The sequence below is a fragment of the Geodermatophilus siccatus genome (assembly GCF_900103785.1).
GTDB lineage: Bacteria > Actinomycetota > Actinomycetes > Mycobacteriales > Geodermatophilaceae > Geodermatophilus > Geodermatophilus siccatus.
The window spans coordinates 188,924-201,885 of sequence record NZ_FNHE01000001.1; the positions used below are offsets into that span (position 1 = coordinate 188,924).

The following is a 12,962-nucleotide window of genomic DNA, read 5'->3' on the forward strand; positions in this document are numbered from 1 at the left end:
GGGCCGGACCACCGACACATCGGCACCGAAGAGGACGGCGAGCGATGACACCCCCGGACGAGACCGAGCGCACCACCGACTCACCCCTGACCGGCGGGCAGCCCCCCGCGACGCGGGAGGAGCTGCAGGCCGTCGTCGAGGAGAAGACCGCCGCGGCCGAGGCGGCCGTGGAGGGGCCGGTCGTCAACGCCGCGCCGGCGCGCAAGCGGGCCGCGGCGAAGAAGGCCCCGGCCGCGAAGAAGGCGACCACGGCCGCCGGGAAGGCCGCACCTGCGAAGGCCACCGCAGCCGACGGCACGGCGGCGAGGAAGACGACCGCTCGCAAGACGACCGCGAAGAAGGCGGCAGCCGGCGCTGCGGCGCCGGCGGAGAAGGCGACCAAGCGGGCGCCGCGCAAGAGGGCGGCCGCCCAGGGCGACGTCGTCGCCGAGCAGGGCGGCACCGCGGCGCCCGTGGTGGCCCCGGCGCCGATCGCCGAACCGGGCAGCCCGACCGGCGCCCCGGCGGGCCAGCCCGAGCCCCCGAGCCCCGACCCCGCGGAGCCGAACACCCCGCAGGCGCCGGACGAGGACGGCGGCACGTCCACCGGGACCGCCGCGCCCACCGCGACCGCCGCGCCCACCGAGGCCGCGCCCACGCCCACCCCGGACCGGACCGCGCCCGCCGAGCACGCCGCGGCCGGCGCCGGGTCGGAGGTGGCGGCGGCGACCGTCCCCGAGGGTCAGGCACCCGCCGAGGAGGGCCTGGCCCACCAGGAGGCGCCCGCCGAGGTCGGCGAGGAACAGCTGCGCGCCGTCGTCGACGGGTGGTCCTACGCCCCGCACAGCGTGCTCGGCGCGCACCCCGCCCGCGAGGGCTGGGTGGTGCGCACCCTGCGCCCCGACGCGGTCTCGGTGACCGTCGTCGACGAGGACGGCTCGCGCCACGACGCCCGCTCGCTGCACCCCGGCGGCATCTTCGAGGCCCACCTGCCGAAGCAGCCCGGCGACTACCGGGTCGAGGTGACCTACGGGGACGGCGAGGGCGGCACCAACACCTTCGTCGTCGACGACCCGTACCGCTGGCTGCCCACCGTCGGCGAGCTCGACCAGCACCTCATCCGCGAGGGCCGGCACGAGCGGCTGTGGGAGGTGCTCGGCTCGCACGTACGGCGCTACGACACCCCGCGCGGTCCGGTCGAGGGCGTCTCCTTCGCCGTCTGGGCACCCAACGCCCAGGGCGTGCGGGTGACCGGCGACTTCGACTACTGGGAGGCCCGCGCCTACCCCATGCGCTCGCTGGGGTCCTCCGGGGTGTGGGAGGTCTTCATCCCCGGCGTCGCCGTGGGCGTGAAGTACCGCTACCACGTGCTCGGCCGCGACGGCGTCTGGCGGCACAAGTCCGACCCGCTGGCCTTCGAGACCGAGGTGCCGCCGCTCAACGCCTCGATCGTCACCGAGTCGACGCACGAGTGGAACGACGACGAGTGGCTGGCCCAGCGGGCCCGCGGCGGCTGGCACGAGCGGCCGATGAGCATCTACGAGGTGCACGCGGGGTCCTGGCGGCAGGGCCTGTCCTACCGCGAGCTGGCCGACGAGCTGGTCGACTACGTCGTCGAGCACGGCTTCACCCACCTCGAGTTCATGCCGCTGGCCGAGCACCCGTTCGGCGGCTCGTGGGGCTACCAGGTCACCTCGTACTACGCGCCGACCTCCCGCTTCGGCAGCCCCGACGACCTGCGCTACCTCATCGACCGGGCGCACCAGGCGGGCATCGGCGTCATCGTCGACTGGGTGCCGGCGCACTTCCCCAAGGACGAGTGGGCGCTGGCCCGCTTCGACGGCACCCCGCTGTACGAGCACGGCGACCCGCGCCGCGGCGAGCAGCTGGACTGGGGCACCTACGTCTTCGACTTCGGCCGCTCCGAGGTCCGCAACTTCCTGGTCGCCAACGCGCTGTACTGGTGCAAGGAGTTCCACGTCGACGGCATCCGGGTCGACGCGGTCGCCTCGATGCTCTACCTGGACTACTCGCGCGACGAGTGGGTGCCCAACGTGCACGGCGGGCGGGAGAACCTCGAGGCGATGGCGTTCCTGCAGGAGATGAACGCCACCGTGTACCGCGAGGTCCCCGGCGTGGTGACGATCGCCGAGGAGTCGACGGCCTGGCCCGGCGTCACCCGGCCCACCCACCTCGGCGGCCTGGGCTTCGGCTTCAAGTGGAACATGGGCTGGATGCACGACTCCCTGGCCTACATGTCCAAGGAGCCGGTGCACCGCAGCTACCACCACGGCCAGCTGACGTTCTCGATGATCTACGCCTACTCCGAGAACTACGTGCTGCCGATCAGCCACGACGAGGTCGTCTACGGCAAGGGCTCGCTGCTGCGGAAGATGCCCGGAGACCGGTGGCAGCAGCTGGCCAACCTGCGCGCCTACCTCGCCTACATGTGGGCCCACCCCGGCAAGCAGCTGCTGTTCATGGGCTCGGAGTTCGCCCAGGACGCCGAGTGGGCCGAGAGCCGGTCCCTGGACTGGTGGCACCTCGACGACCCCGCACACCGCGGCGTCCTGCAGCTGGTGACCGACCTCAACGCCCGCTACCGGGAGACCGCCGCGCTGTGGTCCCTGGACGTCGACCCGTCCGGGTTCCAGTGGATCGACGCGAACGACGCCTCGGGCAACGTGCTGTCCTTCCTCCGTTACGGGCGGGCGACGGCCGCCGGTGACGGTGCGGACGGCGACAGCGGTGAGGTGCCGGCGCTGGCCTGCGTCGCGAACTTCTCCGGCAGCCCGCACCACGGCTACCGCATCGGCCTGCCGCGGCCGGGCAGCTGGCGCGAGGTGCTCAACACCGACGCCGAGGGCTACGGCGGCTCCGGGGTCGGCAACATGGGCAGCGTCGAGGCCGTCGAGGAGCCGTGGCACGGCCAGCCGTACTCGGCCACCCTCGCCGTCCCGCCGCTGGGCACCGTCTGGTTCGTGCACGAGTAGGGGACCCTCCTGCCCCCACCACTCGATGGAGGACCCCGTCCCTCCCACCCCTGGCGAGCTCGGGGTGAGCCTCCGGACGGGGCCTGCGGGGCCCTGCAGGAGGGCCGTTCCCGTGCGTCCCGGGCCGCGCCGTCGCCCCCGGACCTGCAGCTCCGGGGGCGACGGGGCCGCTCCGATGGGACGATCCGAGGGACATGCCTGCCTCCTCCCTGCGCCGCCCGGCCGTGGCCCTGCTCGTCGCGGCCGCGCTGCTGCTGGTGTCCGGCTGCTCGATCGCCGTCGTCGGCCGGCCCAGTGCGGCCCAGCCCCCGGCCTCCGACATCCCCTCCGGCGAGCTGCAGGTCATCGGCGCCACCACCGGCCCGATCGACACCCTGGCGCGCAACGCCCTGGCCGACCTCGAGGCCTACTGGGCCCAGCAGTTCCCCGACGTCTTCGGGGAGGACTTCGTCCCCCTCGAGGGCGGCTACTTCAGCGTCGACCCCAACGACGTCGACGCGGGCGCGTTCCCCCAGGGCATCGGCTGCGGCTCCGACCCGCGTGACGTCGAGGGCAACGCGTTCTACTGCCAGGCCCCGGACGTGCCGAACTCCGACTCGATCAGCTACGACCGCGCCTTCCTGCAGGAGCTCGCGGAGCAGTACGGCCGGTTCATCCCCGCGCTGGTGATGGCCCACGAGTTCGGCCACGCGGTGCAGGGCCGGGTCGGCTACCCCGACTACTCCATCTCGGTGGAGACGCAGGCCGACTGCTTCGCCGGCGCCTGGACGGCGTGGGTCGCCGACGGGCAGAGCGAGCACACGCAGATCCGCGCCCCGGAGCTCGACGAGGTGCTGCGCGGCTACCTGCTGCTGCGCGACCCCGTGGGCACCAGCATCAACACCGAGGCGGCGCACGGCTCCTACTTCGACCGCATCTCGGCGTTCCAGGAGGGCTTCCAGACCGGCCCGACGGCCTGCCGTGACAACTTCTCCGCGGAGCGTCCCTACACCCAGGGCGCCTTCTCGACGCCCAGCGAGGCAGCGAGCGGCGGGAACGCGCCGTTCGGCCAGGCGCAGCGGATCGCGGCCGACGCCCTGCCGGAGTTCTGGGGTCTCGCGTTCGACCGGGTCTTCCGGGAGACGTTCACCGCGCCGCAGTTCGAGCCCTTCGAGGGCAGCCCGCCGAACTGCGCCGCCGACGACCTGGACCTGGTGTTCTGCGCCGACGAGGACCTCGTCGGCTACGACGTCCGGGACCTCGTCGGCCCGGCCTACGAGGAGCTCGGCGGCGCCGACTACGCCGTCATCACCGCCGCGTCGCTGCCCTACGCGCTCGCCGCGCGCGACCAGCTGGGGCTGTCCACCGGCGACGAGGAGGCCATCCGGTCGTCGGTCTGCCTCACCGGCTGGTTCTCGTCGGCCTTCTTCGACAACGAGCTGCGGGCCGCCGACATCTCCCCCGGCGACATCGACGAGGCGGTGCAGTTCCTGCTGACCTACGGGACCGACCCGTCGGTCGTGCCCGAGGTCTCGCTGACCGGCTTCCAGCTGGTGGACCTGTTCCGCAACGGCTTCTTCGAGGGCGCCGCCGCCTGCGACGTCGGCGTCTGAAGACCCCCTGCCCCCGCGGCGGCCCCGCCCGGGTCCCGCCCCGAGCTCGCGAAGGGAGGGGGACGGGGTCCTCAGTACAGGGCGAGGGTGAGCTGGCGGCGGGCCGCGGCGACCCGCGGGTCCTGGTCACCGACGACGCCGAAGAGCTCCACGAGGTGCCGCCGCGCCTGGTCGCGATCGTCCCCGGTCGTCCGGCGGACGACGTCGAGCAGCCGCTCGAAGGCGCCCTCGACGTTCCCCGTGCCGAGCAGGAAGTCCGCGGCCCGGGCCTGCGCGGCGACGTCGTCCGGCGCGGCGTCGGCGGCGGCCAGGGCGTCCGGGCCGGCCTCGTCGGCGCGTCGGAACAGCTGCACCTGGCGCAGCGCGAGACCGGCGACCGGGTGGTCGGGCTCGGCGTCGAGGATCGCCTGGTAGGCGGCCTCGGCCGCGGTCAGGTCACCGCGCTCGAGCGCGGCCTCGGCGGCGTCCAGACGGGGGTCCTCGGCCTCCGCGGGCGCGCCGTCGCCGGCGCCCGGGACCGCGCCGCCGGTGGTGGCCCGCACCAGCTCGGTGACGAACTGCCGCGCCTGCTCCTCCGGGATGGCGCCGGTGAACTCGGCGACCAGCTGGCCCTGCCAGACCGCCTTGACCGCGGGGATGCCCTGGACCCGCAGGCCCTGGGCGAGCGCGGGGTTGGCGTCCACGTCGACCTTGGCGAGGACCCAGGAGCCGCCACCCTCCGCGGCCAGCCGCTCGAGCACCGGGGACAGCTGCTTGCACGGCCCGCACCACTCGGCCCACAGGTCGAGCACGACCGGCACCTGGAAGGAGCGGTCGAGCACCTCGGCCTGGAAGGTCTCCTCGGTGACGTCGACGACCGCGGCCCCCGGGGCGCCGGCCGGGGCGGCGGCGCCGGGCGGGGGCGCCGCCTGCGCCCGTGCCGCGGCCTCGGAGCGGGCCTTGACGGCAGCGAGGTCGACCGCGCCGGCGAGGGAGGCGGCCAGCTGGGCCTGCTGGGCCTGCGCGCGCGGGTCGGGGCGTCCGGGACGGGTGGGCTGCATGACCTCGATCATCCCACCGCTGCGGAGACGGTGTCGGGGGTGCCGGGGCGACCGGTCAGCCGGCCGCGGTCGCGTCGTCCGCCACGTCGCCGGCGCCCCGCCGGACGCGCTCGAGGATGGCGAACAGCGTGTCCAGCTCGTCGTCGGGGACGTCGCCGAGCCCGAAGTCCAGCGCGGTCAGCGCCGCGGTCGCCGCCTCGACGACGGCGCGGCCGCGGTCGGTGATCGCCGCGAGGACGCCGCGCCCGTCGGCGGGGTTGGGACGGCGGTCGACGTAGCCGGCAGCGACCAGCCGGTCGATGGCGTTGGTGACGCTGGTCGGGTGCACCATGAGCCGGCTGCCGATCACCTTCAGCGGCAGCTCGCCGGTGCGGCTGAAGGTGAGCAGCACCAGCACCTCGTAGCGGGCGAAGGTCAGCGCGTGCGGCCGCAGCGCCTCGTCGAAGCGGGCGAGCAGGATCTGCTGCACCCGGAAGACCGACGTCGCGGCCCGCATCGCCGCGGCCGGGCCGAAGCGCTGCTCCCAGGACTCCCCGGCGCGCACGATGGGATCGAACGGCAACCCCAGCGGACGGACCATGGCCCCAGAGGCTACGGGTGCGGCTCCCCGAACCGCCGACCGGTGAGTGCGCGTGGTCACCGGCGTGGGACGACCACGCCGAACCGCACTCGGCGTACTCGGCGAGACGGTCGGACGGCTACCGCGGGGCCGGGCGCAGCGGGGGCACCTGCCGCACGCCGAACACCTCCCGCAGCGCGACCTGCGCCGCGTTGTCGCCGCAGGCACCGTGCACGGCCGGCCCCGGCGGCGTCGCCGACGAGGCGAGGTAGACGCCCTGCACCGGGGTCTTGTAGGTGTTCCAGCGCGGCACCGGCCGGGCGAGCATCTGCCGCAGCGACGCCTGGCCGTTGGAGATGTCCCCGCCGAGGTAGGTCGGGTTCCAGGCCTCCATCTGGACGGCGTTCTTGGTGACCCGGTCGACGACCGTGTCCTTGAAGCCCGGTGCGAAGCGCTCGACCTGGTCCTCGATGGCCGCGGTCATGTCGACGTCGGAACCGTGCGGCACGTGCACGTAGGCCCAGAAGACGTGCCCGCCCTCGGGAGCGCGCGTCGGGTCGGGCACGGTCGGCTGGACGGCGAGCACGTACGGGCGGTCGGTGGACCTCCGCTCGTTGGGGGCCCGCTCGCCCTCGATCGTCTCCTCGAGCGTGCCGGCGACGTGGATGGTCCCGGCCCGCCGCACGTCGGGGTTGGTCCACGGCACCGGCTCGGACAGGATCCAGTCGACCTTGAAGACACCCGCTCCGTGCTCGTACCGGTCCACCCAGCGGCGGTAGCCCTCGTGCACCCGGTCGCCGGCCATCGCCACGAAGGCCTCCGGCGTCGTGTCCAGCAGCACGGCCGGGACGCCGTCGAACTCGCGCAGGTCGGTGACCAGGTGGTCGGTCTCCACCTCGCCGCCCTGCTGCTCCAGCGCGGTCACCATCGCGTCGGCGAGGTTCTGCGACCCGCCCTCGACCAGCGGCCAGCCGACGTGGTGGCCCAGCATCGTCAGCAGCATCCCGAGCGCGGACGTGAGCGGCCGGGTCAGGTCGAGCATCCCGTGCGCGGCCGCCCCGCCGAGCAGCGCGCGGGCACCCTCGGTCTCGAAGTAGCGGTGCGCCAGCCAGCGCACGTTGGGCAGCCCGTTGAGCCCGAAGTGCACGATCTGCGGCACGCTGCGGGTGGGGAGCCGCCGCAGCCGGCTGGTCAGGAAGAAGTCGACGACGTCCTGCCCGTGTGCCACGAGCGGCTCGAACAGCCTCCGGTAGGCCGGGCCGTCCGGCCCGAGGCCGGCCGCGGTCTCCTCCAGCGAGTGGTAGGCGACCGAGGCACCCCCGCCGTCGAGGGGGTGCGCGTAGTTGACCTCCGGCTGCACGAGGCGGACGCCGCGGCTGGCCAGGTCGAACTCGCGGAAGAACGGCGCCGCGGCGGCCATCGGCTGCACGATCGAGCAGACGTCGTGCCGGTAGCCCGGCCGCACGAGCTCCTCGGTGCGCATCCCGCCGCCGGGGCGTCCGGCCGCCTCGACGACCTGCACCCGCAGCCCGGCCGCGGCCATCCGGAGGGCCGCGGCCAGCCCGTTCGGCCCGCTCCCGACGACGACGGCGTCCGGCTTCCCGTTCACCCCGTCATCGTGCCCTCAGCGGGTCGGACCCGCGCGAGCAGCGATCTACAGCTGTTCCAGGAGCAGGGCGGCGGCGCGGAACGGGTCGCTCTCCCCCGCCACCACCTGCTCGGCGAGGGTGACCAGCGCCGCCGAGCCGCGGACGTCGCCCATGCGCTCGCGCAGCCCGGCCAGCGCGATCGCCTCGATCTCGCGTGCCGCGCGGACCACCCGGCGGCGGTGCCCCTCCCCCGAGGACCCCAGCCACGCGCGGTGCTCCCCGATCGTCTCGACGAGCGCCTCGATGCCGGTGCCCGAGGCGGCCACCGTGCGGCGGATCGGCGGGCGCCAGGCCCCCGGGAGGTCGTGCCGGCCGCCGAGGGAGAGCGTGTAGCGCAGGTCGCGCACGGTCTGGTCGGCGCCGTCCCGGTCGGCCTTGTTGACCACCAGGACGTCGGCGACCTCCAGGATCCCGGCCTTGGCGGCCTGGATGCCGTCGCCCATGCCCGGCGCGAGCAGCACCAGCGTGGTGTCGGCGAGCGAGGCGACCTCCAGCTCCGACTGGCCCACGCCGACGGTCTCCACCAGCACGACGTCGCACCCGGAGGCGTCGAGCACCCGCAGCGCCTGCGGGGTGGCCCAGGCCAGGCCGCCGAGGTGGCCGCGGGAGGCCATGGAGCGGATGTAGACGCCCTCGTCCCCGGCGTGGTCCTGCATGCGCACCCGGTCGCCGAGCAGCGCGCCACCGGAGAAGGGGGACGACGGGTCGACGGCGAGGACGCCGACCCGCAGCCCGCGCGCGCGGTAGGCGCGGACCAGCGCGGTCGTCGTCGTGGACTTGCCGACACCGGGGGAGCCGGTGAGGCCGACGACCTGGGCGCGCCCGGTGTGCGGGGCCAGCGCCGCGGCGACCTCGCGCAGCGCCGGACTGGCGTCCTCGACCAGCGTGATCAGCCGCGCCACCGCGCGGGCCTCGCCGTCCCGGGCGCGGGCGACCAGGTCCGGGACGTCCACGGCCCGCCGGCCCCGCCTGCCACGGAGGGCGGCGGGGCCGGGTGTCCGGACGGCTGTGCCGAGCGGGTCCGCGGGGACGACGGAGCCCTCCGGGGTCACGCCCTCGCGGGCACGTGCAGGACCAGCGCGTCGCCCTGACCGCCACCACCGCACAGCGCGGCGGCACCCACGCCGCCGCCCCGGCGGCGCAGCTCCAGCGCCACGTCGAGCACGATCCGCGCGCCGCTCATGCCGATCGGGTGGCCGAGGGCGATCGCGCCGCCGTTGGGGTTGACCTTCTCGGGGTCGATCCCGAGCTCCTTGGTCGAGACGAGCGCGACGGCGGCGAACGCCTCGTTGAACTCGACGAGGTCGAGCTCCTTGGGGTCGATGCCCTCCTTCTCGCACGCCTTCTGGACCGCGCGCGACGGCTGGCTCTGCAGGGTCGCGTCGGGCCCGGCCACGACGCCGTGGGCGCCGATCTCGGCGATCGGGGTGATGCCCAGCTCGGCGGCCTTCTCGGCGCTCATGACGACGACCGCGCAGGCGCCGTCGGAGATCTGCGAGGCGGTGCCGGCGGTGATGGTGCCGTCCTCGGCGAAGGCCGGCTTGAGCTTCGACAGCGTCTCCACCGTGGTGTCGGCGCGGACGCCCTCGTCGTCGCGGAACTCGATCGGGTCGCCCTTGCGCTGCGGGATCAGCACCGGGGTGATCGCCTCGTCGAAGACGCCGTTCTTCCCCGCGCGGGCGGCCTTCTGGTGGCTCTCCGCGGCGAACGCGTCCTGCTCCTCGCGGGTCAGGTCGTAGCGGCTGTTCGCCTGCTCGGTCAGGGCGCCCATCGCGACCTGGTCGAAGGTGTCCGACAGCCCGTCGTGCGCCATCGCGTCGACCAGCTTCGCGTCGCCGTACTTGGTGCCGGTGCGGGAGCTGGGCAGCAGGTGCGGAGCCTGGGTCATCGACTCCTGGCCACCGGCCACGACGACGTCGAACTCGCCGGCGCGGATGAGCTGGTCGGCCAGCGCGATGGCGCTCAGGCCGGAGAGGCACACCTTGTTGATCGTGAGGGCCGGGACCGTCATGGGGATGCCGGCGGCGACGGCCGCGGGACGGGCCGGGTTCTGGCCGGCGCCCGCCTGCAGCACCTGCCCCATGATCACGTACTCGACCTGGTCGCCGGAGATGCCGGCGCGCTCCAGCGCGGCCTTGATGGCGACGCCGCCGAGGTCGGCGGCGGAGAAGTCCTTGAGCGAGCCGAGCAGCCGCCCCATCGGGGTGCGGGCGCCGCTGACGATGACCGAACGGGACATGAGCTGCCTCCAGGGCCGGGTCGCCGACGCCGGCGACCCATGGGGTCGGTGCCGCCGCCGTGATAGGGACACGGCGTCGATCCCGCCGAGGATAGGCCGCCGCACGGGCCACGGACCCCGGCGTGACGCACGTCTCAACGCGTTCGGCGGTGGGCGATCGGGTGGGCCGCCAGCGGCCGAGGACCCGGGCCGGAGGAGATGCAGACACTCCCCCTGGAGGTCGCCACGCCGGCCCGTCGAGCTGCACCACCGGGACGTCGGCGCCGACCGCCCGGTCGTGCTCGTCCACGGGTGGCCGCTGTCCGGCCGGTCCAGGGAGGCCCGGGTGGGCCCGTGGCGGCCGCCGGGGACCGCGTCGTCACCCACGACCGCCGCGGGTCCGGCGCGTCCTCGCAGCTCCGGGACGGCTCCGACGACGACACCGCCACCGCCGCCCTGCACGCGCTGCCCGAGCACCTCGACCTGCGCGACGTCGCGCTCGTCACCGACCGGCTCGCGTTCCTCGACGGCTCCACCGGGGACCTCTCCACGGCCGGAGACAGGGGCCTCGTGGTCGGCGAGCTGCAGCGGCTGCACGCGCTGCACATCGCCGAGTTCGGTTCGACGGAGGGCACGCTCGACCCGCACCACGGCGTTCGGTCGCACCGAGGTCCGCGGGGACCTCGACGCGATCGTGCCGTTCGAGGTCAGCGGCAGGCGCCCGCACGGGCTGGTCCCGGACAGCGAGCCGGTGGCGGTCGTGGGTGACCCGCACGGCGTCGACGCCTCGCACCCGCAGCAGTTCGACGAGGCGCTGATTGGCTCCCTGGCGCGCTGGACCCCGCAGCGACCCGGGTGCGGGCCCGCCGCACCGGTGTGTGCGGCGGGCCCACGTGTCTGTGTGGCGCCCCCACCTGTCGTCTCAGACGTCTGGTCCGGGAGGATGCCGCCGTGACCACCGACCCGCGCACCGGCCTGCCGGCCGAGTTGTTCACCACGATCGACCACGTGGGCATCGCCGTCCCGGACCTCGACGAGGCGCTGGCCTTCTACGCCCAGGCCTTCGGCGTGCACTCGGTGCACGAGGAGGTGAACGAGGAGCAGGGCGTCCGCGAGGCGATGCTCGCCGTCGGCGACGGCGAGACCCGCATCCAGCTGCTCGCGCCGCTGACCCCCGAGTCGACGATCGCCAAGTTCATCGGCCGCTCCGGCCCGGGCCTGCAGCAGCTGGCCTTCCGGGTGGCCGACGTCGAGGCGGTCAGCGCGACGCTGCGCGAGCGCGGCCTGCGGCTGCTCTACGACACCCCCCGGCGCGGGACGTCGGACAGCCGCGTCAACTTCGTGCACCCCAAGGACGCCGGCGGCGTCCTCGTCGAGCTCGTCGAGCCGGCGCCGACCGCGCACTGACTGCCCGCCCCGACTGTCCGACCGGTGGGCGCGCCGGCTCATTACCCACCGGTAACATCTCGCGCCACTGCACCGCCTCACGAGCCGACGGAGACCCGGGAGACCGCGTGAACGACATCAGGGACGCCATCCTCGCCGACCAGCTGGACGCCCTCGCCGGGCTGCCGGTGCCGGAGTCCTACCGGGCCGTGCTGGTCCGCAAGGACGAGCAGGACATGTTCGCCGGCCTGCCCACCAAGGAGAAGGACCCGCGCAAGTCGCTGCACGTGGAGGAGGTGGCCACCCCGGAGCTGGGCCCGGGCGAGGCGATCGTCGCGGTGATGGCGTCCTCGGTGAACTACAACACCGTGTGGACGTCGATCTTCGAGCCGGTGTCGACCTTCGGGTTCCTCGAGCGTTACGGGCGCCTGCACGACCTGGCCCGCCGGCACGACCTGCCCTACCACGTGGTCGGCTCGGACCTGGCCGGCGTGGTGCTGCGCACCGGCCCGGGGGTGCACCGGTGGAAGCCGGGTGACGAGGTGGTCGCGCACTGCCTGTCGGTGGAGCTGGAGGACCCGGCCGGCCACGACGACACGATGCTGGACCCGCAGCAGCGGATCTGGGGCTTCGAGACCAACTTCGGCGGCCTGGCCGAGCTGGCGCTGGTCAAGAGCAACCAGCTGCTGCCCAAGCCCGCGCACCTCACGTGGGAGGAGGCCGCCGCGCCGGGGCTGGTCAACTCCACCGCGTACCGGCAGCTGGTCAGCCACAACGGCGCGGACATGAAGCAGGGCGACGTCGTGCTGATCTGGGGCGCCTCGGGTGGGCTGGGCTCGTACGCCACCCAGATGGCGCTCAACGGCGGCGCCATCCCCGTCTGCGTGGTCTCCAGCCCGGAGAAGGCCGCCATCGTCCGCTCGATGGGCGCCGAGCTGGTCATCGACCGCTCCGCCGAGGGCTACCGGTTCTGGAAGGACGAGGACACCCAGGACCCCAAGGAGTGGCAGCGGTTCGGCAAGCGGATCCGCGAGCTGACCGGCGGGGACGACGTCGACATCGTCTTCGAGCACCCGGGCCGCGAGACCTTCGGCGCCAGCGTCTACGTCGCGAAGAAGGGCGGCACGATCGTCACCTGCGCCTCCACCAGCGGGTACCTGCACCAGTACGACAACCGCTACCTGTGGATGAACCTCAAGCGGATCGTCGGGTCCCACTTCGCCAACTACAAGGAGGCGTGGGAGGCCAACCGGCTCATCGACCGCGGGCTGATCCACCCCACGCTGTCGAAGGTCTACCCGATGGAGGAGGTCGGCCAGGCCGCCTGCGACGTGAAGAACAACTGCCACCAGGGCAAGGTCGGCGTGCTCACCCTCGCCCCGGAGGAGGGGCTCGGGGTCAAGGACGCCGAGAAGCGGGAGAAGCACCTCACCGGGATCAACCGGTTCCGGGGCGTCTGAGGAAGGGCCCGGGGCGGGGCCTTGCAGGGTGCCGGCACGTGGCGCGGCCGCGTGCGGTGCTGGCACCCTGCAGGGAGGGGTCTGGC

10 protein-coding genes are annotated in these 12,962 nt (G+C 74.3%); 5 read left to right on the forward strand and 5 right to left on the reverse strand.

Going from position 1 to position 12,962, the window contains the following annotated elements; all coding sequences use genetic code 11:
- Positions 1-44: 44 nt before the first annotated feature.
- Both glgB and BLS21_RS00850 read left to right on the forward strand, forming a co-directional pair.
- Positions 45-2,972 (forward strand): 1,4-alpha-glucan branching protein GlgB, encoded by a 2,928-nt coding sequence (glgB, locus tag BLS21_RS00845; protein ID WP_091212626.1) that lies wholly within the window; start codon positions 45-47, stop codon positions 2,970-2,972.
- 194 nt (positions 2,973-3,166) lie between these two features.
- Entirely contained in the window at positions 3,167-4,564 is a 1,398-nt protein-coding gene (locus tag BLS21_RS00850) for a neutral zinc metallopeptidase (protein WP_245699884.1), read from the forward strand.
- 71 nt (positions 4,565-4,635) lie between these two features.
- Here the strand turns inward: BLS21_RS00850 and BLS21_RS00855 are convergent, their stop codons facing one another.
- The 5 genes from BLS21_RS00855 to BLS21_RS00875 form a co-directional block, all read right to left on the reverse strand.
- Positions 4,636-5,604 (reverse strand): tetratricopeptide repeat protein, encoded by a 969-nt coding sequence (locus BLS21_RS00855; RefSeq protein WP_091213688.1) that lies wholly within the window; start codon positions 5,602-5,604, stop codon positions 4,636-4,638.
- Positions 5,605-5,659: 55 nt separating this feature from the next.
- Positions 5,660-6,184 carry a MarR family winged helix-turn-helix transcriptional regulator gene (locus BLS21_RS00860; protein ID WP_091212629.1) on the reverse strand — a complete coding sequence of 175 codons (525 nt, stop codon included), beginning with the start codon at positions 6,182-6,184 and terminating at the stop codon, positions 5,660-5,662.
- Between the two features lie 118 nt (positions 6,185-6,302).
- Positions 6,303-7,772, reverse strand: coding sequence for a phytoene desaturase family protein (locus BLS21_RS00865; protein WP_091212633.1), 1,470 nt, complete (start codon positions 7,770-7,772; stop codon positions 6,303-6,305).
- Between the two features lie 45 nt (positions 7,773-7,817).
- Entirely contained in the window at positions 7,818-8,765 is a 948-nt protein-coding gene (gene meaB, locus BLS21_RS00870; protein ID WP_091213690.1) for a methylmalonyl Co-A mutase-associated GTPase MeaB, read from the reverse strand.
- A 95-nt stretch (positions 8,766-8,860) separates the two neighbouring features.
- On the reverse strand, positions 8,861-10,051 hold the full coding sequence (locus BLS21_RS00875; protein ID WP_091212635.1) for an acetyl-CoA C-acetyltransferase: 1,191 nt from the start codon (positions 10,049-10,051) through the stop codon (positions 8,861-8,863).
- Between the two features lie 333 nt (positions 10,052-10,384).
- Here BLS21_RS00875 and BLS21_RS00880 point away from each other — a divergent pair, with 333 nt between their 5' ends.
- From BLS21_RS00880 to ccrA, 3 genes are all read left to right on the forward strand, one after another.
- Positions 10,385-10,798 (forward strand): alpha/beta fold hydrolase family protein, encoded by a 414-nt coding sequence (locus BLS21_RS00880; RefSeq protein WP_245699887.1) that lies wholly within the window; start codon positions 10,385-10,387, stop codon positions 10,796-10,798.
- A 183-nt stretch (positions 10,799-10,981) separates the two neighbouring features.
- On the forward strand, positions 10,982-11,437 hold the full coding sequence (gene mce, locus BLS21_RS00885) for a methylmalonyl-CoA epimerase (RefSeq protein ID WP_091212636.1): 456 nt from the start codon (positions 10,982-10,984) through the stop codon (positions 11,435-11,437).
- Between the two features lie 107 nt (positions 11,438-11,544).
- Positions 11,545-12,876, forward strand: a complete 1,332-nt coding sequence (ccrA, locus tag BLS21_RS00890) for a crotonyl-CoA carboxylase/reductase (RefSeq protein WP_091212638.1) — start codon at positions 11,545-11,547, stop codon at positions 12,874-12,876.
- The last annotated feature ends 86 nt before the right edge of the window (positions 12,877-12,962 follow it).

What these genes read in the sequence shown, in the direction of transcription:
- BLS21_RS00860 (WP_091212629.1), bottom strand. Translation starts at nt 6,184, where the DNA reads ATGGTCCGTCCGCTGGGGTTGCCGTTCGATCCCATCGTGCGCGCCGGG.
- BLS21_RS00875 (WP_091212635.1), bottom strand. Translation starts at nt 10,051, where the DNA reads ATGTCCCGTTCGGTCATCGTCAGCGGCGCCCGCACCCCGATGGGGCGG.
- BLS21_RS00855 (WP_091213688.1), bottom strand. Translation starts at nt 5,604, where the DNA reads ATGCAGCCCACCCGTCCCGGACGCCCCGACCCGCGCGCGCAGGCCCAG.
- glgB (WP_091212626.1), top strand. Translation starts at nt 45, where the DNA reads ATGACACCCCCGGACGAGACCGAGCGCACCACCGACTCACCCCTGACC.
- BLS21_RS00850 (WP_245699884.1), top strand. Translation starts at nt 3,167, where the DNA reads ATGCCTGCCTCCTCCCTGCGCCGCCCGGCCGTGGCCCTGCTCGTCGCG.